Consider the following 21,585-nt stretch of genomic DNA (forward strand, 5'->3'; position numbering starts at 1 on the left):
GGACTTTCTTGTATCACTGACAACGTACAAGATTTTGTATCAGCTGAACAGTACAAGAAGTCCAGTGGGTGGAGTCGTTCCCCTCACCGGAACGATCAGGAGGCGTAGCTCCCGGTCAGCAGCACGCCGCCGCCGTCAACTCCCTTGGCGCCCTGGACGAAGTCCAGACCTGCATCGGCCACGCGAGTCTCCTCGGCGCTGTAGGCGCTGACCTCACCCATGACCCATGCGGACTGGCCCGAGGCCTGCAGGTGAGCGACGGCGTCGTCGGCCTTGTCTGCGGAGACCACGGCGATCATGCCCACGCCCAGGTTCAGCGTGCGCTCCAGGTCCGCCTGCGGGACCGAGCCCAGCCGGGCGATCAGCGAGAACACGGCGGGCCAGGACCAGGTCGATCGGTCCACAGTGGCCATGAGTCCCGCGGGCAGCACGCGCGCCAGGTTGGCCGCGAGGCCGCCACCGGTGACGTGGCTGAAGCCGCGCACCGGAGCCTCGGGGGAGATCGCGGTCTCGGCGGGATCGCCGTTGAGCGCGGTGACCAGGTCCAGGCAGGGCCTGGTGTAGAGCCTGGTCGGCTCCAGCAGCTCCTGGCCCAGCGTGCGGCCGAACTCTGCGACCTCGCGCTCGTAGCCCCAGCCGGCGGAGGAGACCACGCGGCGGACCAGCGAGTACCCGTTGGAGTGGATGCCCGAGGAGGCCATGCCGATGATCACGTCACCGGCGCGCACCCGCTCCGGGCCGAGCACGGCGGAGGCGTCGACCACGCCCGTGGCGGCGCCCGCGACGTCGTATTCATCCTCGGCCAGCAGTCCCGGGTGCTCAGCGGTCTCTCCACCGATGAGCGCGGTTCCGGTCTCTGCGGCGGCCCTGGCGATGCCGGAGACCACGGCGGCGATCCGCGCGGGATCCACCTTGCCCGTGGCGATGTAATCGGTCATGAACAGCGGCTTGGCGCCCATCACCACGATGTCATCGACCACCATGCCCACCAGATCGAAGCCGATGGTGTCGTGGATGTCCATGGCCTGGGCGATGGCCACCTTGGTGCCGACACCGTCGGTGGAGGTGGCCAGCAGCGGATGCGGCAGCCGCTTGAGCTCGCTGGCGTCATAGAGCCCGGCGAAGCCGCCGACCCCGCCGATCACGGCAGGCGTGTGGGTGGCCTCGATGTGGGCCTTCATGAGTTCGACGGCGCGGTCACCGGCCTCCACGTCGACTCCGGCGGAGGCATAGGTGATCGGAGCGCCGGAGCCTGAGCCGGCGCTGGTGTTCGGTGAAGTCACTTCTTGGCCTCCGCGAGGGGGATCTCGTCGAGTTCGAATTCGGCATCGGGGCCCGGCTCGCAGCCACCGGGGGGCTGCGCGTCGGGATCCACGGGCTGCTCCAGCAGCATCTTGCCGCGTCGGCTCTCCGGGGGGAGCTTGATCGGGTAGACCCCGGAGAAGCAGGCGGTGCACAGCGTCGAGCGTGGCTGCTGGGTGGCGGCGATCATGCCGTCCTCGGAGATGTAGGCCAGCGAATCGGCGCCCACCGCCTGGGTGATCTCGTCCATGGTGGCGCCGTTGGCGATCAGCTCCGCGCGGGAGGCGAAGTCGATCCCGTAGAAGCAGGGCCATTTCACCGGTGGCGAGGAGATCTTCACGTGGATCTCCGCGGCGCCGGCCTCCTTGAGCATCCGCACGATGGCCCGCTGCGTGTTGCCGCGGACGATTGAATCGTCCACCACCACCACGCGCTTGCCGCGGACCACATGGTCTTGGACATTGAGCTTGAGCCGGATGCCGAGCTGGCGCAGCGTCTGTGAAGGCTCGATGAAGGTGCGGCCGACATAGGAGTTCTTGATGAAGCCCAGGGCGAAGGGCAGCCCGGAGGCCTCGGCGTAGCCCACGGCGGCCGGGGTGCCGGACTCCGGGACCGGAATGACCACATCGGCGTCGTGAGAATCTTCGCGGGCCAGCTGCCGTCCCATCTCCACTCGAGACTCATAGACCGAGCGGCCGTTGATGTTCGCGTCCGGACGAGCCAGATAGACGTACTCGAAGACACAGCGTGACGGAGTGGCGGCGGCGAAGCGGTGGGACCGCACGCCGTCGGAGTCGATGGCGATCAGCTCGCCGGGCTCGATCTCCCGGATCACCGAGGCGCCCACGGTGGCCAGAGCGGACTGCTCGGAGGCGACCACCCAGCCGCGGTCCAGGCGACCCAGCACCAGCGGGCGCACGCCATGCGGGTCCCTGGCGGCGTAGAGCGTGTTCTCGTTCATGAACACCAGGCAGAACGCGCCCTCCAGGGTGGGGAGCAGGGCAAGGGCCTGCTCTTCCAGGTTCGCTCCCGGCTGTTCCTTGAGCAGCGCGGTGACCAGTGCGGTGTCGGTGGTGTTGCCCTGGTTCAGCTCGCCGAAGTCGGCGCGCCCGTGGCGTTCGAGGATCCGGTCGCGGAGATCTGCGGAGTTGGTGAGGTTGCCGTTGTGCCCCAGCGCCACGGTCCCATGCGGGGTGTCCCCGAGGGTGGGCTGGGCGTTGGACCACTGGCTGGCGCCGGTGGTGGAGTAGCGGCAGTGGCCGACGGCGATGTGCCCGGTCAGCGAGTTCAGCGTGGACTCATCGAAGACCTGGGAGACCAGACCGATGTCCTTGTACACCCGGATGCTCTTGCCATCCGAGGCGGCGATCCCGGCGGACTCCTGGCCGCGGTGCTGCAGCGCGTAGAGCCCGTAGTAGGCGAGCTTGGAGACCTCCTCCCCGGGAGCCCAGACTCCGAAGACGCCGCATTCATCCTGCGGCAGCGGGTCCTCGTCGAGGAGGTTGAAGTTCAGCTGGCCATCAGTCCGAGCCATGCGCGGGGGTCCTCTCTGCAGCGTCGAAGCCCGGAGCCTCGAACTTCTGCAGGTCGTAGGTGCGGGTGCGCTTCCGTGAGCGCCGATCGATCAGCAGCCAGGCCACCGCGCCCAGGGCCAGCCCGGGCAGCGCGAACGCCACGGTGAGATACACCAGCGAACCTGCAGCGGTGTAGTCATCGGCGGGCCCGGTCACCAGGACCACGACGACGGCGGCAGCTGCTGCCGCCAGCACACCGATCACCAGGAAGGGACTCAGACGCGGAGTGGGGCGAACGGTCACCTGCCGACGCGCTGACGCCTCGGGCTGATCGCGTGAAGACATATCCTCCATGCTACCGGCCCGGGCTGGATGCCCCGCACCCTGCCGCGTCCAGGATCCGCCGCAGCTCGGGGAACGTGGAAGACCCGCTTCGGCCCCTGCTCAGCGGCGGGCGCCCGGAGAGATCAGCGGCAGGAGCTCAGAGAGGTCAGCGCGGGTTCCGGAGGCCGCGACCTGAGCGGCGGCCACCGCCTCGCCCCAGCTGGTCGCCCCCGTGGCGAGCTCCAACCAGGTCTGTGGAGCCAGCTCCACCACATTGGGCGGGGTCCCGCGGGAGTGTGAGGGGCCAGCCACGCACTGGGTCACTCCGAAGGGCGGGACGCGAACCTCCACCGAGTTCCCCGGCGCCACCTCGGCGAGCTCCTCCAGGAGGTAGCGCACCGCGGTGGCGAGGGTCGGCCGGTCCGAGCCGCCGTCCTGCCAGTGCAGAACAGCGGCTCGTCCCTTCTCGGTGGAGATGCGACGGCGGGCCATGGTGATCGCTGGATCAGCCGGCGATCTTGATCAGTCGCTTGTTGACGAACTCGGTCATGCCGTAGGGGCCCAGCTCGCGGCCCACACCGGAGCGCTTGACCCCGCCGAAGGGCAGTTCCGCGGCGCTGCCGGGTGGCTGGTTCACGAAGACCATGCCGGTCTCGATCTGTTCACCCACGCGCTGGGCACGCGCCTCGTCGGTGGCGTAGACCGAGGCGGACAGCCCGTACTGGGTGTCATTGGCCAGCCGCACGGCCTCGGCCTCGTCCGCGGCGCGGTAGACCATGGCCACGGGGCCGAAGAGCTCCTCGCCGTAGGCGCGCATCTCCGGGGTGAGGTCGGTCAGCAGGGTGGGCTGGTACCAGGCGCCGCCGCGTTCATCGAAGTCGCCGCCCATGTGCAGCGTCGCGCCCTGCTTGACCGAGTCCTGGACCTGCTCGTGCAGGTCTTCGGCGGCCGAGGCCGAGGACATCGGACCGATGAAGGCGTCTTCGGAGAGCGGGTCGCGCAGCTCGATCTTGCCGAGGGATTCGCGGAACTGCTCCAGGAACTCGTCGTAGAACTCGTCGAGCACGATCACGCGCTTGGCCGCGTTGCAGGCCTGTCCGGCGTTGGCCATGCGGCCGGAGACCGCGCCCTTGACCGCCTGCGGGAGGCTCTCGCGGTCCAGCACCAGCAGCGGATCGTTGCCGCCGAGCTCGAGCACGACCTTCTTGAGGTTCTCTCCTGCCGTGGCGGCGACCTTGGTGCCCGCCCGCTCGGAGCCGGTGAGCGAGACGCCCTTGACCCGCGGATCGGGGATGACGATCTCCGCGATCTGTCCGCTGGAGACGTAGACATTGGTGTATGCGTTCTCCGGGAAGCCTGCGTCGCGGAAGATCTGCTCGATGGCCGCGGCGGACTCGGGGCACTGGGAGGCGTGCTTGAGCAGGACGGTGTTGCCGATCATCAGGTTCGGAGCGGCGAAGCGCGCCACCTGGTAGTACGGGAAGTTCCAGGGCATGATGCCCAGCAGCACGCCGAAGGGCTCGCTCTGCATGAAGGCGCGGCCGTCGGGCGCATCCGGGATCTCTTCATCGGCCAGGAACTCGGCGCCGTGGTCCGCGTAGTAGTTGAAGATCGAGATCACGATGTCCAGCTCTGCACGCGCCTGCTTGATCGGTTTGCCCATCTCGCGGGTGATGATCTCGGCGAGCTCGTCCTTGCGCTCTCCGTAGAGCTCTGCGGCGCGGCGCAGGAGCCTGGCGCGCTCATCGAGCTCGGACTTCGACCAGCTGGTGAAGGTCTCGGACGCACGGTCCAGCGCCTCCCTGAGCTGATCGTCGGTGAGGGTGGCGAACTCCGCCTCGACCTCACCGGTGGCGGGGTTGGTGACTTTGTAATCGGCCATGCTGATCAATGCCTCGCTTCTCGGTCGTCTGATGCTGACCGCTCGCCGAGGAGGCGAACTCTGCCGACGCTATGACCCCGCGGGGTCGACCACAAGCCTGCGGGCCGATATTCAGGGGTTGTTCACCAGCTGGCGAAACTGGGGCTTGGGGCGGAATAAAGTTCCCCTTCCTGGTTCACTTCTTCAGCAGCAGTGATCGCAGAGCCGATTCAGGGGCTCGCGTGGTGTCCAGGACCTCGCCCTGCCGGTAGCGAGTGAAGACACGAGGATCTATATAGGATCCGCGCGCCACGGCAGGGGTGTTGCCGAGCTGCTGGGCCACAGCTGCCGCGGCCTCACGTTCTGCTCGGTCCCGTTCTCGGCGGGTGCTTGCTGCACCGATGTCCGCCAGCTTCTGCGCCGCGATGATCGTTCCCCGCAGCGTCCGGAAGTCCTTGGCAGTGAATCGGCCCCCGGTGAGCTCACGGACGTAGGCGTTGACCTGCTGGGGGGACACGGCCACGCGTCGTCGTCCCTCGTGCCAGGCCAGCAGCGGAGAGCGCGGTCCGGCTGCGGCGAGCCCCGTGATGGCCCGCGCCAGTTCCTGATCCTCGATCTCGATGGTCTGCCGCCTGCCGGACTTGCCCGGAAAGGTGAACGAGATCCTGGACCCCTCCACGCTCACGTGGCGGCACTGCAGAGTGGTGAGCCCGCGGCTGCCCGTGCGCGCCAGATGTCGTGTGGAGCCCACGCGCAGCGCCGAGACGTCCAGCAGGCGGAACGAGGTCGCCAGCACCAGCTCTCGGTCCATGGCCCCCGCACGCAGCGCCCTCGTGACCCGGGCGCGCGCCCTGGGGAGGGCCGCGGCGAGCGTCAGCGCCTTGGCATGCTTGCCGCGATCCCGGCGGGAGGTCCACCCTGCGTGGTAGAGGTACTGCCGCCGACCTGCCTGATCGGTCCCGACAGCCTGGACGTGCCCGTTCGGCTGGGAACAGATCCACACCTCGGTCCATGCGGGAGGAATCACGAGGGACTCGATTCGCTCCAGATCTGCTGCGCCGACGGGATGACCCGCGTCTGTCCTGTAGGTGAAGTCGGATCCATCCCGGATCCGCTGGATCCCCGGTTCACGGCCGGGGCGCACCCGCTTCACGCGTGGCATGCCGGGTCCTCCTTCGTGGGTCGCTAGATGCCGCACCCAGCAGCTAGGCAGTCATTTCAGCGCAGAATCCTGAGTGCGACCCCGAAGCTCAGAGCCGGGAGAGCAGGGCGGGGGCGAGCCGGATGCTGCCCACCTGCTCGCCCCCAGCTCCGCCGGTGATCGGCTTCACGATCTTGCGCAGCACGTCTCCGAGCGCGTCCAGCTCGATCACGCCTCGGGCCGCCAGCAGGCTCAGCGCGACCAGGTTCGTGGCGCGGGAGGACCCGTCGAGCACCTTGACCGCGGCCGCGGTGCCGTCCGGAGCGGCGACCACCAGGACGCCTTCGGCACCCAGCTTCGCGGTCAGGCCCAGCTCCTCGAGCACCACAGTGTTGGCCTCGCCGCGGCCATGCACGGCCCAGGGGTAGTCCAGCATCGCCTGGTTCACCGTGAAGGCATGGACCTCGGCGTCGCGCCGCGAGGTGGACGCCGCCAGGGTGGAGAAGCCGCGGGCCAGCCCGGTCAGCGAGAGCGCAGGAGCCGGAGCCCCGCAGCCGTCGACGCCGACCACGGCGGGCTCCTCTCGGCAGTATTCGGTGATCACATCCATGATCACCTGCTGCAGCGGATGGGACCTCTCGAGGTACGTGGCCAGCCGCCAGCCGTTGGTCCGGGCGGCGGCCAGGAAGGCCGCGTGTTTCCCCGAGCAGTTGAACGCCAGGGGAGTCTCGGCCTTGCCCGACTCGAGATGGATCCGCAGGTCCTGGGTGCGGGCGGGCCAGGCGGCCGGGCACTTCAGCGCGGACTCGTCGAGCCCTTCGGCGTGCAGGACGCTGGCGGCGAGCTCCTGGTGCTTCCGGGAGCCCACGTGGGACCCGCAGGCCAGTGCCACGGCCTCCGGGGAGATCAGTGCGCCGGAGCGCAGCGAGGCGATCGCCTGGAAGGGCTTGAGCGTGGAGCGCGGAAAGATGAGCCGCTGCGGGGCGCCGATGGACTCCAGCACCTGGCCGTCGGGGCCCACCACCACGGCCGAGCCGATGTGCCGAGACTCCACGACGCCGGCGCGGGTCACCACGGCCAGCTCCGCCGACTCCTCCACGGCGGCGGTGCTCAGATCCTGCGGCTCGGCCGAGCTGTGCTCCGAAGGGTTCAGCAGGGCGGAGGCTTCGGCGGGGCGGCGCGCGTCATTCATGCTGCCAGTCTACGTAGGTGCTCCCCGCCCCCGCCGGGCCGTTCGATAGGCTGAGCCGCGTGAAGGTACTAGTAGTCGGCCCCGGAGGCCGCGAGCACGCCATCGTCCGAGCACTGCTGCGCGATGAGGCAGTCACCAGCGTGGAGGCGGCGCCGGGCAACGCCGGGATCGCCCGCGATGTCACCTGCCACAATCTGCACGCCCAGGACGGAGCAGCCGTGGCCGCCCTCGCCGTCGTCGGGAGCTTTGACCTGGTGATCATCGGTCCTGAGGCGCCGCTGGCCGCCGGCGTGGCGGATGCTGTGCGTGATGTCGGGGTCCCCGTCTTCGGGCCCTCCGCGGCCGCCGCCAGGCTGGAGGCCTCCAAGTCCTTCGCCAAGGAGGTCATGGAGGCCGCGCAGGTGCCCACGGCCGGCGCGGTGCACGTCACGAGTCTGGCCGCTGCCCGCGAGGCCCTGGACCGATTCGGTGCTCCCCATGTGGTCAAAGACGACGGGCTGGCGGCCGGCAAGGGGGTCGTGGTCACCGAGGACATCGAGGCAGCCCTGGCCCATGCTCAGGAATGCTTCGCCGCAGGGGGATCGGTGGTCATCGAGGAGTTCCTCGACGGGCCGGAGGTCTCCCTCTTCGTCCTCTCCGACGGGGTGGACCTGGTGCCGCTGTCCCCAGCCCAGGACTTCAAGCGCATCTACGACGACGACGCAGGACCCAACACCGGCGGCATGGGCGCCTACACCCCGCTTCACTGGCTGGACGGCTACACCGAGACCGACGCCTCCGGTGTGGAGCGTGATTTCGTGCAGATCGTGGTGGACACCGTCGCCGCCCCCACGCTGGCTGAGATGGCGCGGCGCGGGACCCCGTTCGTGGGGGTCCTGTACTGCGGACTCGCCGTGACCTCCCGCGGCGTCCGGGTGATCGAGTTCAACGCCCGCTTCGGCGATCCCGAGACCCAGGCGGTGCTGGAGCGCCTGGCCACCCCGCTGGGTCAGCTGTTGCTCGACTGCTCCACCGGATCCCTGGGCGCCGATCGACCCCTGGAGTGGTCCCGGGGATGCGCCGCCAGCGTTGTGATGGCCGCCCAGGACTACCCGGAGACTCCACGACGCGGGGACCTGATCACCGGTGTGGAACAGGCCGAGGCTCTCGAAGGGGTGGCTGTGCTCCACGCCGGGACCGCGCGGGACGAGGAAGGTCGGCTGATCACCGCCGGGGGGCGCGTCTTCGCCGTCGTCGGCACCGGAGATTCACTGCAGGCGGCGGTGGACCGCGCCTATGCCGGGGTCCAGGAGATCTCCTGGGAGGGTGAGCAGCACCGCAGTGACATCGCCGCCCGGGCGCTCGCCGGTGAGATCACGCTGGCGAACGGCTCTGCCTCGGGGTCTTCTGCAGCTGTGTCTGACGGGGAGCGGCCGGTCTCGCTGGAGGAAGAGGGCGTGCGGAGCACCGAGCTGCCGCCCAGCAGTGAGGATCCGCCCGAGGAGTACCCCACCGGCTGGGTGCATCTGTCCTCCGGCAAGGTGCGTGAGCTCTACCAGCCCGCACCGGGCTCGAGCTGGGACGGCCAGGACGTGGTCCTGATGGTCGCCAGCGACCGGATCAGCGCATATGACCACGTGCTCTCCACCCCCATCCCGGACAAGGGCATCATCCTGACCCAGCTCAGCCTGTGGTGGTTCGATCAGCTCGAGGCCGCCGGAATCTCCCACCATGTGGTCTCGGTGGACGTTCCCGAGGAGGTGGCCGGGCGAGCGATGATCTGCCGCCGACTGGAGATGGTGGAGGCCGAGTGCATCGCCCGCGGCTATCTCACCGGATCCGGCCTCGCCGAGTACCGGCAGACCGGCGCGGTGACCGGACTGCAGCTTCCCGAGGGGCTGCGCGACGGTTCAGCGCTGGATGAGCCGATCTTCACCCCGTCCTCCAAGGCCGCACAGGGCGACCACGATGAGAACATCAGCTTCGAGACGCTCACCGAGACGGTCGGCGTCGATCTGGCCATGCGGCTGCGCGAGGCCACGCTGAGGATCTACAGCCTGGCGGAATCGACCTGCCGCGCTGCCGGGGTGATCCTGGCCGACACCAAGCTTGAGTTCGGCTTCGACGCCGCGGGGACGCTGACCGTGGCCGATGAGGTGCTGACCCCGGACTCCTCGCGCTTCTGGCCGGCCGAGTCCTGGGAGCCCGGCGCCGCGCAGCCCTCCTTCGACAAGCAGTTCGTCCGGGACTGGCTGACGTCCTCCGAGTCAGGCTGGGACCGCAGCTCGGGGCAGGAGCCGCCCGCGCTGCCCGAGAAGATCGTCTCGGCCACCCGGGCCCGCTACCTGGAGGCCTATGAGCGCCTCACCGGGACGGAGCTGGTGTTCTGAGGCTCAGCCGTCCACGCACCCTGCCGCAGGCTCAGCCGTCCACGCACTGCCCGGTGGAGACGGTCTCGGTGTAACCCTCCGGGGCGGTCAGCACGTCTCCGGCCTGCGCGGCGGTGATCGCGAAGCCGACGTTGCTGCCCTCCACGGCGCGGGCGAAGACCACTCCGGCCACGTCGCCGGACTGATCGATCAGCGGCCCGCCGGAGTTGCCCTGCCGCACATCGGCGTTGAGCTGGAAGATCTCCATCTCCGAGGGTGAGCTGCCGTAGATGTTGTTGACCTGGGAGACATCCCGCGCCTGGACCACTGCGGTGCCCGAGGAGAAGGGCCCTCCGGCGGGGTAGCCCATCACATACCCGGAGTCGCCGATGCCGATCCCCTCCCCGACGCTCAGCGGAGTGACCTCCAGCGGATCCACAGCGAGCAGCGCGAGGTCGGTGGCGGGGTTGAAGTAGACGGTGCGGCCGGTGACCACCTCGCCGTCGGGCATCTCCACCGAGGGCTCTGCGACACCGGCGATGACGTGGGCGTTGGTGACCACCCGGGTGGGGGACACGGCGAACCCGGAGCCGGACTGGGACTGGCCGCACTGCTCGGCCACCCCGATCACCCGACCCACCGAGGCCGCGGAGGTCTGCGCGGCCGCATTGAGGTCCTGATCCTCGGGCAGCTCCGCGGGCTGGGGCACCAGCTGAGCGATCTCGGGGATGTCGGACTCCAGCACGGCTGAGCGGACCTGGGCGAACCAGGACTCCGCGCGCTCAGGCACGGAGGAGTTGATCGTCTGCAGCACGGCCGACTGGTTCATGGTCTGGTTGACGGCGGGGAAGCCCATCGCCGAGACCGAGAAGGACAGGATGGCGATCACGAAGACCGCGACGACGAGGTTCAGCACGCCGCCCACGAGCGAACTCAGGCTGCGCACCGCCCGCGAGCTGAACATCCGCTGAACTTCGGCCCCCGCGGCGGAGCCCAGGCCGTGCCCGGCCGCGACCAGCACCACGGCGGCCGCCAGCACGGCGATCACCCGCCACAGCGGATCCTCGACCCAGGAGGCCACCAGCGGGATCGCGAAGAAGGCAGCGGTGGCCCCGACGAGGAAGCCGAAGACTCCGCCCAGGGTCGCCCATACCCCCTTGCGCAGGCCGCCGATGAGGAATCCGAGGAGCACGAGCACCAGGATCACGTCGAGTACGGTGATTCCCATGGGCAGGGCGCTCCTTATGGCTCATGCTGGTGAGTGGTGCCGCATCATCGGGGGCTCCGCGCACATCGTGCGGAGGCGTGGAACGGCTCCACAAGAATGACATAGAATCGCTCGCCGCCTGCGGAACGTTTCCGCAGGTCGAGGCGAACTGGTAACTTCTAATCAACGAGAATCTGTTGTCTCACACACATCCAGGAAGAACGGATCGCCCATGGATCTTGAAGTACTGCGCCGCGCACCGCTGTTCGCCACGCTCGACGACGACGTCTTCTCCGCCCTCATCAAGGAACTGGCCGAGGTTGATCTCTCCCGCGGCTCCTCGGTGTTCCATGAGGGCGATCAGGGTGATCAGCTCTACTTCATCATCTCCGGCAAGATCAAGCTCGGGCGCACCACCCCGGATGGCCGTGAGAATCTCCTCGCCGTGCTCGGACCCGGTGAGATCTTCGGCGAGATGGCGCTGTTCAATCCCGCCCCGCGCACTGCCACGGCCACGGCCGTCTCGGAGACGCGTCTGGCCGGCCTGCGCCACGACAGCCTGCGCTCAGTGATCAACACCAACCCCGAGGTCTCAGTCCAGCTGCTGCAGGCGCTGGCCAAGCGCCTGACCCGCACCAACGAGTCCCTGGCGGACCTGGTCTTCTCCGACGTCCCCGGTCGTGTGGCCAAGGCGCTGCTGGACCTGGCGGATCGCTTCGGGCGCCCTGCTCCGGATGGTGTCCTCGTCGCGCACGAGCTCACGCAGGAGGAGCTCGCCCAGCTGGTCGGCGCCTCCCGCGAGACCGTGAACAAGGCCCTGGCCGAGTTCGTCCAGCGCGGCTGGCTCCGCCTGGAGGCCCGCGCCGTCGTCATCCTCGACATCCAGCGGATCCGTCAGCGCTCCCGCTGACCTGAACCTCAGAGGTTCACCTCAGACGCCCACCTGAGAAGTCCACCTCAGGCGTCCAGATCAGAGGAGGGGCGCCCGGCCTGTGCCGGGCGCCCCTCCTCGTCTGTGTGCTGCGTGGTGTGTGCAGATCTCAGTCTGCCGGCTATTCCCCGCTGACCCGCGAGGGCGGGTAGAACCTGAGGAACTTCCGGACCGTGGAGGCCTGGGCTGCGAGGAGCAGGGCCAGCCGCCGCGGGTCCCGGTCCTGGGAGTAGAAGAAGGGATTGCGGCTGCGGCCGGAGCGCATGATGGCGCGGATCCTGCGCCGCCGCGCGGGGTCAGAGACATACCGGAGGGTCAGCCAGCGCGGCAGCACCGTGTAGACGGTCTCCTGCTGGTCCTCGACCCGGCTGGTGTCCCCGCGGCCGGAGAGCTCCCCGCGGATCCAGTCCCGCACGTAGTACTCCACGGGATTGTTGCCGGCTCCGGTGATGTAGTAGTTGGAGCGTCCCAGTCGGGGATTGAGCTCGAAGAACTTGGTCTTGGCGTCCCGCGGATCGTATTTGAGGTCGAAGTTGGCGTAGCCGACCCAGCCGAGCTCCGCGAGCAGCAGCTGCGCCTGATCCACGGCCTCGGTGTTGGTTGTGCTGAGGATGACCGAGGGGTTGCCCAGTGCGGCGGGGGAGTGATCCTCCAGGACCGTCTCGCCCCAGGACGCGAAGCGGACCACCGAGTCCTGATCGGCGTAGCAGGTCAGCACGCGCATGTTCTGATCGTCCCCGGGGACCTCCTCCTGGATCACGAAGCTCGCGCGATATCCCGCGTCGTGGACCTTCGTGAAGAGCTCGTGGAGAGCCTGCGGAGTCTCCACTCGGTGGACCTTGTGCTTGCCCTCGAACTCGGTCCAGTACCAGGCGGTGACATCAGCGGGCTTGGCCCAGACCGGGAAGCTCAGGTCCAGCGGCAGCTGGGCATCGAGGTCCCGGCTGAAGTCCACCACGCGGGTGACGGGATGGTCGACTCCGAGCCGTTCGGCCAGGGCGGTGAAGTTGTCCTTCACGGTGCCAGCCTCGAAGCGTGCGCTGTCCACATAGGGGACGAGGACATCGGTGCCCAGGTCCTCCGGGTGGGTCTCGCGCAGCTCGATGATCGCCTCCACCGTGGAGTCGATCGCGCCCAGGAGCAGGATCTTGATGCCGCGCTCGCGGAGTCGGCTGATCTGCGGAGCCACCAGTCCGGTGCGGACGTGCTCCATCACCGTGCCGTTCTCCACCTCGAGGTGCTCGATGATCCGAGAATGCCGGATCATCCACATCTGATGCTTGGAGAGCACCACTGAGTTGATGCCATAGGCCTCGTGGAACGCCCGCGCGGCACCGTAGGCCCCGGCGTCGCCGCCGATGATCACCGGCGCGAAGCCGACCTCGGCCCAGCGACGCTCCTGCTCGGCCCAGCGTGGGGCTGTCGCTGCCGTGGTCTCAGCGGACATGGGCGATGAGGTCCACTTCCACAGGGGTGTCCAGGGGCAGGACGGACACGCCCACGGCGCTGCGTGCGTGCTGACCGGCCTCGCCGAAGGCCTGTCCCAGCAGTTCGGAGGCGCCGTTGACGACCTTGGGCTGTCCGGTGAAGGTTGGGGCGGAGGCGACGAAGCCGCCGACCTTGGCGATCCTGGTGATCCGATCAAGGTCACCCACGGCGGCCTTGAGGGCGCCGATCGCGTTCAGCGCGCACTGCCGGGCGAGGTCATAGGCCTGCTCCTCGGTGACCTCGGCCCCGACCTTGCCGGTCAGTGGGAGCGCGCCGTCGACGAAGGGAAGCTGTCCGGAGACATAGACCACCCCATCGACGACCACGGCGGGCTGGTAGGCGGCCACGGGGGGAACGACCTCGGGCACGCTCAGGCCCAGCTCGGCCAGGCGTGTCTCAACAGTGGAGAGCTGTTCAGTCATGGGGCCTCGCTCAGCTTCGCGGGCGCTTGAGGTAGGCGACCGGGGCATTGCCTTCGGGGCCGGGGAGCACGGTGACGAGCTCCCAGCCGTCTTCACCCCACTGGTCGAGGATGCCCTTGGTGTTGTGGATGATCAGCGGAATCGTGGCATATTCCCATTGGGTCTCTGAAGCGCTCATGATCTCAGACTAACTGACGGGGCGCTCGGCCAAGAAGAGCGCACCGTGCGAACCGGCCCCCCGAGCGCGCCCGAGGGGCCCCGAGTTCGGGTGCCGCCGGTTCGTTGACGTTGACGGTAAGATGAAGCCTATGGCGTCTCGTAAATCTCCCCTCTTTGACACGGCCACCACCGTCGGGAAAATCATGTCTTTCCTGGGCGTGAGCGCCCTCTGCGGCCTGCTGGCTGCGGGTCTCATCTTCCCGCTCGCGGCCTCCGGAGGAGCAGCGGTGTCCACCGGCACGGAGCTGCTGGAGGACATCCCCACCGAGCTCGAGGAAGAGCCGCTGAGCGTGCCCTCCCACATCTACGCCTCCGACGGCACCACCGAGATCGCCACCTTCTACGCGGAGAACCGGCAGCCGGTCACGATGGACGAGATCTCAGAGAACATGGTCGATGCCATCCTGGCCATCGAGGACGAGCGCTTCTACGAGCACGGCGGGGTCGATCCCCGCGGCGTCTCCCGTGCACTGGTGAACAACCTCACCTCGGACAGTCAGCAGGGCGCCTCCACCATCACGCAGCAGTACGTCAACAACATGCTCATCAACGCCGTGGTGCTGACCGGCGAGGGACGTCTGACCATCTCCGGCACCGGCGAGAAGACCTACGCGGACAAGCTGCGCGAGATGAAGCTCGCGGTCGCCGTCGAGCAGGAGATGACCAAGGAGGAGATCCTCGAGGGCTATCTCAACATCGTGCTCCTGGGTGGGCGCAACTACGGCGTGGAAGCCGCCGCGCAGTTCTACTGGGGCGTGCCAGCCTCCGAGCTCAGCATCTCGCAGTCAGCGGTGCTGGCCGGCATGGTCCAGTCCCCCAACGGCTACAACCCAGCAGTCAACCCGGAAGCCTCCAAGGACCGCCGGGACATCGTGCTCGGCGCCATGCTGGAGAATGAGGCGATCACCCAGGAGGAGTACGAGGAGGCCATTGCTGAGGACCTCGGCGTGGAGGAGATCTACCCTGAGGAGACCGGATGTGTCTCCGCAAGCATGGGTCCCTACTTCTGTGACTACGTGCGCCGCGAGATCCTGGCCAGCGACACCTTCGGTCCCGATGAGGACTCCCGAGAAGAACTTCTGAACCGCGGTGGTCTGCGCATCACGACCACCCTGGATCCCGACGCTCAGCAGGCCGCCCAGACCGAGGTCGACGCGACCGTCCCCTCGGACGACAACTCCGGCGCCGGTGCAGCGATCACCTCGGTGGAGCCCGGAAGCGGCAACATCATTGCGATGGCGCAGAATCGGAACTACACCCCCGAGGATGGGGACGGCAACACCACGCTGAACTACAACGTCGACTCTGATGTCGGCGGAGGCAACGGCTGGCAGCCAGGTTCCTCCTTGAAGCCCTTCGTCGTCGCCGCCTACCTCGAAGAGGGCGGGTCAACCGACGACGTCGTCGATGCGTCCCCCGACGAGTGGGCCGACACCCAGCGCTGGGAGGCCAGCTGTCTGGAGCGGGGCTATACGACCACGGACGGACCGTGGGAGGTGGAGAACGTGGAAGAGGACTCCAACCGTCGCATGACGATCGACTATGGCGTCTACTTCTCAGTCAACACCGCCACCCTGGCCACGGCCACCGAGATGGACCTCTGCGCCATCACCGACGTCACGGACCGTCTCGGCATTCACCTGGCGACCGACACCGACCAGGGGCTGTCCCCGCAGAACCCCTCATTCGTGCTGGGCACCGACAACGTCGCTCCGCTGACCCAGGCGGCCGCCTACGCCACCTTCGCCGATGACGGCAACTTCTGTGAGCCCCGGGCCCTGCTCGAGGTGACCGACACCCACGGCAACGAGTACGACGTGCCCGAGGAGGACTGCGAGCAGGTGATCGATGAGGAGATCGTGGCCCAGGTCAACGACATCACCATCAACATCGCCGAAGGCACCATCGCCGCAGGCAACCCGCCGTTCCCCATGGCGGGCAAGACAGGCACCACCGACGATGCCGTCCACACCTGGTTCGTGGGCTATTCCTCCGGAGTCTCCACGGCCAGCTGGATCGGCAACCCCGAGGGCAATGAGAACGGTTACCGGGAGTCCATGATCAACGGGCAGTACTACGAAGACTTCTACGGATCCACCCTTGCCGCACCCATGTGGCTGGACTATATGGAGCAGGTCGGCGATGACTACGACACCTCCGACTTCCGCGAGGCCGACGACTCCCCGTTCGATGATCGCCGTGACCGCAGCCGCTACAGCGGCGGCGGCGAGCTCCCCGACGACGACGAGGCCATCAACTCCCGCGATTCCGACGGAGACGACGACTGAGCGCCAGCCCGCAGTTCAAGGTCCTCGGACTGGGAGTCAATGACTTCCAGCTCCGCCGCGTCCGCCTGCCTCTGCGCGCGGGGGCGGGTCTGCGGATCCTGCACATCTCGGACATCCACTACGTCCCGGGCCAGCGCAGGAAGTTCGACTGGCTGCAGTCGCTGGCCGAGCTGAAGCCGGACCTGGTGGTCAACACCGGTGACAACCTCTCCCACCCGGCCGCAGTGGACGAGGTGCTCGAGGCACTGGAACCGCTGCGCCGGTTCCCCGGCGTGTTCGTCCCCGGCTCCAATGATTACTACGCCCCGCAGTGGAAGAACCCGCTGCGCTATCTGCACAGTCCCTCGAAGCTGGAGGGGGAGCCCGAGGAGCTGGACTGGCGCCGCCTCTTCGCCGGCTTCGAGGCGGAGGGCTGGCGCAGCCTCACCAACCGCACCGCCCGGCTGGACGTGGGGGACCATGTCCTGGACTTCTCCGGAGTCGATGATCCGCACATCGGTCGCGATGAGTTCCAGGGATGGCCCGAGACCCGGGGGGAGACACCCGCCCCGGTGCGGATCGCCGTCGCCCATGCCCCGGTGCGCGCCGCGCTGGACACCTTCGCGCAGACCGGAGCCGACCTGATCCTCGCCGGACACACCCACGGCGGCCAGGTCTGCCTGCCCGGCGGACACGCGCTGGTGACGAACTGCGATCTCCCCAGATCGCAGGCCAGGGGTCTGAGCACCTTCACCTCGACCGCGCAGCAGGTCGGCTCGCCGCGCTCCGGCCAGCCGTCGCGGCAGGTGCCGTTGCATGTCTCGGCCGGCATCGGCACCAGCGCCACAGCGCCGGTGCGGCTCTTCTGCCCTCCAGAGGCCACGCTGCTTGAAGTTCATGATTCTTGAGAACCCCCGCGACACGGAATAGGTCAGCTGCCTGATGCCACGCGAATCTGGCGCCCCGGGCGCCGAGGTCTCCGGACGCCGCCGCACCCTCTGGCAGGCGCTTGCTCGGCTCGGTCCCTACCTCAGCGGATTGAAGCTGCGCTGGACCTTCGGGCTGATCGCGGCGATCGGGGCCGGCGTCGTCGCCCTGACCATCCCCCAGGTGCTGCAGACCCTGGTCAACTCCCTGCTCGACGACGGCGCCCAGATCTCTGCCGTGTGGAGCGCCGGCGGCGTGATCCTGGCACTGGGAGTGCTGGAGGCGGGGCTGGTGTATCTGCGCCGCTTCTTCGTGATCCCCCCGGCCTCGGACGCGGAGATGTCCATGCGGACACGGCTCTTCGACAAGCTGCAGGACCTCTCAGCCTCCTTCCATTCCGCCTGGGGCGCGGGCCAGCTCCAGTCCCGGGCGATCGCTGACCTGAATCTGCTGCGGCGCTGGTTCGCCTTCGGGTCACTGATGCTCATCACCTCAGTGGTGAGCCTGGTGGTGGGATTCACGCTGATGGCCACGCTCTCCCCGCTGCTGGCGGTGGTGTTCCTGGGCGCCGCGCTGCCGATCATGGTGATCGGCCCGAGGTTCCGGCAGAAGTTCGTCCACTACTCCCGCGCCTCGCAGGACCAGGCCGGCGATGTGGCCACCAAGGTGGAGGAGTCCGTGCATGGGATCCGCGTGCTCAAGGCCTTCGGCCGGGGTGAACATGCGCTCGAGGGCTTCACCGAGGAGGCGGACGAGCTGCGCGACCTCGAGGTCTCCAAGGCGCGGACCCTCGCTAAATTCCTGATGGCGATGGTCATCCTTCCCGAGGGCATCCTCGGTCTCTGCCTGCTGATCGGCCTGTGGCAGGTAGCCAACGAGGAGACCACCGGAGTCAGCGTCGGAGCGCTCGCCGCGTTCTTCGCCACCGCCGCCGTGCTCAAGGGTCCGATCGAAGGCGTGGGCATGATGCTCGGGATGACGTTCACCGCGAAGACCGCGATCGACCGGCATGTCGACGTGATGGACACAGACACCGAGATCACCTCTCCGGCCTCGGCGAAGACCGCTGAGGAGCACGGTGTGCTCGAGCTCTCAGACGTGCACTTCCGCTTTCCAGATGCCGCGGACGGTGAACGCGACCTCATCGACGGAGTGAGCCTGCGGATCCAGCCGGGCGAGACGATGGCTCTGGTCTCAGCCACCGGCGGCGGCACCTCGACCCTGCTGAACCTGATTCCCCGGCTCTACGAGGTCACCGGCGGCTCCATCCGGATCGACGGCGTGGATGTCCGCGACTTCGCCCTGGCTGACCTGCGCTCCCGCATCGGCATCGCCTTCGAGGACCCGATCCTGTTCTCCACCTCGGTGAAGTCCAATGTCCTGCTGGGCACCTCGCACCTGCGCGACGCCGATGACCCGCAGAACCCTCCGCGGCGCGCCGCCCCGGCCGAGGAGGAGCTGGACGCGGCCATGCGCCGCGCGCTGCGGATCGCCGACGCCGAGTTCGTCGAGTCCCTGCCTCAGGGTGTGGAGACACCCGTGGGGGAGGAGGGGCTCAGCCTCTCCGGCGGCCAGCGACAGCGCCTGGCCCTGGCACGGGCCATCGCGTCCTCGCCCTCGGTGCTGCTCCTGGATGATCCGCTCTCAGCACTGGATGTGCGCACCGAGGAGGCCGTGACGCTACGGCTGCGCGAGGTGCTCCGCTCCACCACCACGCTGATCGTGGCTCACCGGCCCTCCACCGTGGCGCTCGCCGACCGCGTGGCGCTGCTCGAAGCAGGACGCATCACCGAGGTCGGCACCCATGCGGAGCTGCTCGAGCGCAGCCCGAAGTACCGCGAGGTCATGAGTGCCAGCGTCCGCCCCCTCACCGCCGAGGAGGTGCTCAGCCATGAATGAGAGCCGCGCGAGCGATCGCTTCGCCCACCTCCGCGGGACCGCAGGAGAAGAGCAGATCGAGCTGGACAAGGAAGAGCGCGGGTTCATCAGGCGCCGCTCCTGGCGGCTGCTGGTGCAGCTCTCCGTGGGAGTGCGCCGCAAGCTGCTGATCACCGCCCTGTTCGTGGTGGTCGCTCAGGCCGCGCAGGCCTCCATCCCGCTGATCGTCGCCTGGGCCATCGACTGGGGCCTGCCCCGGATGATGGAGGGCCAGAGCTCGGGCATGTGGCTGCCGGGCAGCGCGTACATCGGCTGCGCGGTGACCGCGGGCATCCTGATCTTCCACTACACCCGGATGACCGCCGAGGCCTCCCAGGAGATGCTGTTCACCCTGCGCGGTGAGGTCTTCCGCAAGACCCAGGCGCTGAGCCTGGACTTCCACGAGGACTACACCTCGGGCAAGGTCATCTCCCGGCAGACCTCTGACCTGGAGTCCCTGCGGGAGCTCCTCGACGGCGGAGTCAACTCCCTGGTCCAGGGCGTCATGTTCATGTTCTTCACCGCAGTGACGATCTGGATCATGGACTTCCGCTCCGGACTGGTCCTCGTGGCGGCGCTGATCCCGATCGCTGTCCTGGGACGCTGGTACCAGCAGAACTCCGAGGTGGCCTACCGGCGCACCAGGGTCTCTTCGGCGAAGATGATCGTGCACTTCGTCGAATCCATGACGGGGATCCGCGCGGTCCAGGCGTTCCGCCGCGAGAGCTCCCGGTCCCGGCAGTACCGCCGGCTGGCCGCCGTCTACCGCGATGACATGATCCGCTCCATCTCCCTGTTCGGAGTGCTGCAGCCCTCGTTGATGCTCATCGGCAACCTCACGGTGACCACTGTGCTGGTCTGGGGCGGATACCGGGTGCTCGAAGGCGACCTGGGCATCGGCGTCCTGGTGGCGCTGGTCCTCGCCGCCAAGCGGGTGTTCCAGCCGCTGGACATGATCGCGATGTTCTACAACTCGCTGCAGTCAGCCACGGCCGCACTGGAGAAGGTCTCCGGGCTTCTGGAGGAGAGCCCCTCGGTGACCGAGGCGACGGATCCGGTGCACCTGCCCGAGGCTGCCGGAGACCTCGAGTTCGCCCGAGCCTTGTTCCGCTACTCAGAGTCCGGCCCGGTGGTGCTGCATGAGCTTGATCTGCACATCCCCGCCGGTCAGACCGTCGCCGTGGTGGGGCGCACGGGTGCGGGCAAGTCCACGCTCGCGAAGCTGCTCGCCCGCTTCTATGACGTGAGCACCGGAGCGGTGCGCCTGGACGGCGTCGACCTGCGAGAGCTGGCCGTGGCGGATCATCACCGGCATGTGGCCATGGTGACCCAGGAGGCCTTCCTCTTCTCCGGAACCATCCGCGGCAACATCGCCCTGGGCAGACCGGATGCCTCCGAGGCGGAGATCATCGCTGCGGCGAAGGCCGTGGGATGCCATGACCTGATCATGGAGCTGCCCGAGGGCTACGCCACCGATGTGAACAAGCGCGGCGGCCGACTCTCGGCGGGCCAGCGGCAGCTGATCTCCTTCGCACGGGCCTTCCTTGCGGATCCGGCGGTGCTGATCCTCGACGAGGCCACCTCCTCTCTGGACCTCCCCAGCGAGGCGCTGGTGCAGCAGGGCCTGGAGCGTCTGCTCGGCAATCGCACGGCGCTGATCATCGCCCACCGGCTCTCCACGGTGGCCATCGCGGACCGGGTGCTGGTGATCGAGGACGGCCGCGTGGTCGAGGACGGGGCGCCGGAGGAACTCGCCGCAGACGGCGGCTACTACGCGAAGCTCAATGCCGCCTGGCAGAGCTCCATGGGCTCCTGAGCAGCCGGTCCCCGGCCAGCGGCTCTCCGCGCGGCCATCGGCCTGCAGCAGGATCGGACGACGCCGCGGCGACCAGTTCTAGTCCTGGCGCAGCAGCGAGGCCAGGTGGTCCACCGCGTAGCGGTAGCCGTTGAGGCCTGCACCCGCGATGACCGCGACGGCGGCGGGGGAGACGTAGGAGTGGCGGCGGAACTCCTCGCGGGCATGCACGTTGGAGATGTGCACCTCCACCACGGGCAGCGCGGCTGCACGCAGCGCGTCGGCGATGGCCACTGAGGTGTGAGTGTAGGCCGCGGGGTTGATCACGATGCCGTCGGCGGTGTCCTTGGCGGCCTGGATCGCGTCGATGATGGCGCCCTCATGATTCGACTGGAGCAGCTCCACCTCGAATCCGGCATCGGCTCCCGCGCGCCGGCAGAGCTCTTCGATGTCGCCCAGCGTGGAGGCGCCGTAGATCCCGGGCTCACGAGTGCCCAGCATGTTCAGGTTGGGGCCGTTGACGATCAGCAGGCGTCCGGTCATAGTCGACATGCTCACACCCTACCGGGACTCCTCCGCCGGCCCCCTTCACCCGGCCCCTGCGCCCAACCCCCTTCACGCGCCCCTTGCGCCGAGTGGCGGATTCTCCGTGCAGTCCACCTCGTCTCGGGGGAAGAATGCTCGGAGAATCCGCCACTCAGCTAGGGGGCGGGTGGGGGTGTCGGGTGCT

General features: G+C 68.3%; 17 protein-coding genes and 2 pseudogenes. 7 read left to right on the forward strand and 12 right to left on the reverse strand.

Annotated features, from left to right (window positions below):
- Positions 1-95: 95 nt before the first annotated feature.
- From purM to H4W27_RS12865, 7 genes are all read right to left on the reverse strand, one after another.
- Positions 96-1,283: a phosphoribosylformylglycinamidine cyclo-ligase gene (purM, locus tag H4W27_RS12835; protein WP_192596282.1), complete on the reverse strand. Its 1,188-nt coding sequence runs from the start codon at positions 1,281-1,283 to the stop codon at positions 96-98.
- Positions 1,280-2,836 (reverse strand): amidophosphoribosyltransferase, encoded by a 1,557-nt coding sequence (gene purF, locus H4W27_RS12840; protein WP_192596283.1) that lies wholly within the window; start codon positions 2,834-2,836, stop codon positions 1,280-1,282. Before purF ends, purM begins: the two co-directional genes overlap by 4 nt.
- Positions 2,823-3,161 carry a hypothetical protein gene (locus tag H4W27_RS12845; RefSeq protein ID WP_192596284.1) on the reverse strand — a complete coding sequence of 113 codons (339 nt, stop codon included), beginning with the start codon at positions 3,159-3,161 and terminating at the stop codon, positions 2,823-2,825. The genes purF and H4W27_RS12845 overlap by 14 nt, the downstream gene beginning before the upstream one ends.
- Before the next feature lie 99 nt (positions 3,162-3,260).
- Positions 3,261-3,632, reverse strand: coding sequence for a sterol carrier family protein (locus H4W27_RS12850; RefSeq protein ID WP_192596285.1), 372 nt, complete (start codon positions 3,630-3,632; stop codon positions 3,261-3,263).
- Between the two features lie 13 nt (positions 3,633-3,645).
- Positions 3,646-5,022 carry an NAD-dependent succinate-semialdehyde dehydrogenase gene (locus H4W27_RS12855; RefSeq protein WP_192596286.1) on the reverse strand — a complete coding sequence of 459 codons (1,377 nt, stop codon included), beginning with the start codon at positions 5,020-5,022 and terminating at the stop codon, positions 3,646-3,648.
- 175 nt (positions 5,023-5,197) lie between these two features.
- Positions 5,198-6,163, reverse strand: coding sequence for a DNA topoisomerase IB (locus H4W27_RS12860; protein ID WP_192596287.1), 966 nt, complete (start codon positions 6,161-6,163; stop codon positions 5,198-5,200).
- Positions 6,164-6,251: 88 nt separating this feature from the next.
- A complete protein-coding gene (locus H4W27_RS12865) occupies positions 6,252-7,334 on the reverse strand; it encodes an asparaginase (protein ID WP_192596288.1) in 1,083 nt (360 codons plus the stop codon).
- A gap of 59 nt (positions 7,335-7,393) precedes the next feature.
- Between H4W27_RS12865 and purD the strand changes: the two genes are divergently transcribed.
- Entirely contained in the window at positions 7,394-9,703 is a 2,310-nt protein-coding gene (gene purD / locus H4W27_RS12870) for a phosphoribosylamine--glycine ligase (protein ID WP_192596289.1), read from the forward strand.
- A gap of 31 nt (positions 9,704-9,734) precedes the next feature.
- On the opposite strand, the gene H4W27_RS12875 is transcribed toward purD, so the two are convergent.
- A complete protein-coding gene (locus tag H4W27_RS12875) occupies positions 9,735-10,910 on the reverse strand; it encodes a MarP family serine protease (protein ID WP_192596290.1) in 1,176 nt (391 codons plus the stop codon).
- A 211-nt stretch (positions 10,911-11,121) separates the two neighbouring features.
- Here H4W27_RS12875 and H4W27_RS12880 point away from each other — a divergent pair, with 211 nt between their 5' ends.
- The gene (locus tag H4W27_RS12880; RefSeq protein ID WP_192596291.1) at positions 11,122-11,799 is read left to right on the forward strand and encodes a Crp/Fnr family transcriptional regulator; all 678 of its coding nucleotides are present in this window, start codon (positions 11,122-11,124) and stop codon (positions 11,797-11,799) included.
- A 142-nt stretch (positions 11,800-11,941) separates the two neighbouring features.
- Here the strand turns inward: H4W27_RS12880 and H4W27_RS12885 are convergent, their stop codons facing one another.
- Genes H4W27_RS12885 through H4W27_RS12895 form a run of 3 tightly spaced genes read right to left on the reverse strand, consistent with a single transcriptional unit; the run spans position 11,942 to position 13,908 of the window.
- Positions 11,942-13,267 (reverse strand): carboxylate--amine ligase, encoded by a 1,326-nt coding sequence (locus H4W27_RS12885; protein WP_225939121.1) that lies wholly within the window; start codon positions 13,265-13,267, stop codon positions 11,942-11,944.
- Positions 13,257-13,730, reverse strand: a complete 474-nt coding sequence (locus H4W27_RS12890; RefSeq protein ID WP_192596292.1) for a RidA family protein — start codon at positions 13,728-13,730, stop codon at positions 13,257-13,259. Before H4W27_RS12890 ends, H4W27_RS12885 begins: the two co-directional genes overlap by 11 nt.
- A gap of 10 nt (positions 13,731-13,740) precedes the next feature.
- Entirely contained in the window at positions 13,741-13,908 is a 168-nt protein-coding gene (locus H4W27_RS12895; RefSeq protein ID WP_192596293.1) for a hypothetical protein, read from the reverse strand.
- Between the two features lie 184 nt (positions 13,909-14,092).
- Here H4W27_RS12895 and H4W27_RS12900 point away from each other — a divergent pair, with 184 nt between their 5' ends.
- The 5 genes and pseudogenes from H4W27_RS12900 to H4W27_RS12915 all read left to right on the forward strand — a co-directional run bounded on the left by H4W27_RS12900 (position 14,093) and on the right by H4W27_RS12915 (position 20,876).
- A complete protein-coding gene (locus tag H4W27_RS12900) occupies positions 14,093-16,237 on the forward strand; it encodes a transglycosylase domain-containing protein (protein WP_225939122.1) in 2,145 nt (714 codons plus the stop codon).
- A 98-nt stretch (positions 16,238-16,335) separates the two neighbouring features.
- Positions 16,336-17,124, forward strand: coding sequence for a metallophosphoesterase (locus tag H4W27_RS12905; protein ID WP_225939511.1), 789 nt, complete (start codon positions 16,336-16,338; stop codon positions 17,122-17,124).
- Between the two features lie 34 nt (positions 17,125-17,158).
- Positions 17,159-18,067 (forward strand): annotated as a pseudogene (locus tag H4W27_RS14005) (ABC transporter transmembrane domain-containing protein); the annotation flags it as partial.
- A 96-nt stretch (positions 18,068-18,163) separates the two neighbouring features.
- Positions 18,164-18,814, forward strand: a pseudogene (locus H4W27_RS14010) (ATP-binding cassette domain-containing protein); the annotation flags it as partial.
- 220 nt (positions 18,815-19,034) lie between these two features.
- Positions 19,035-20,876, forward strand: coding sequence for an ABC transporter ATP-binding protein (locus tag H4W27_RS12915; RefSeq protein WP_192596296.1), 1,842 nt, complete (start codon positions 19,035-19,037; stop codon positions 20,874-20,876).
- Positions 20,877-20,954: 78 nt separating this feature from the next.
- Here H4W27_RS12915 and aroQ read toward each other — a convergent pair whose 3' ends face one another.
- Positions 20,955-21,407, reverse strand: a complete 453-nt coding sequence (gene aroQ, locus H4W27_RS12920) for a type II 3-dehydroquinate dehydratase (protein WP_192596297.1) — start codon at positions 21,405-21,407, stop codon at positions 20,955-20,957.
- Between the last annotated feature and the right edge of the window lie 178 nt (positions 21,408-21,585).

The organism is Nesterenkonia lutea (genome assembly GCF_014873955.1).
Lineage (GTDB): Bacteria > Actinomycetota > Actinomycetes > Actinomycetales > Micrococcaceae > Nesterenkonia > Nesterenkonia lutea.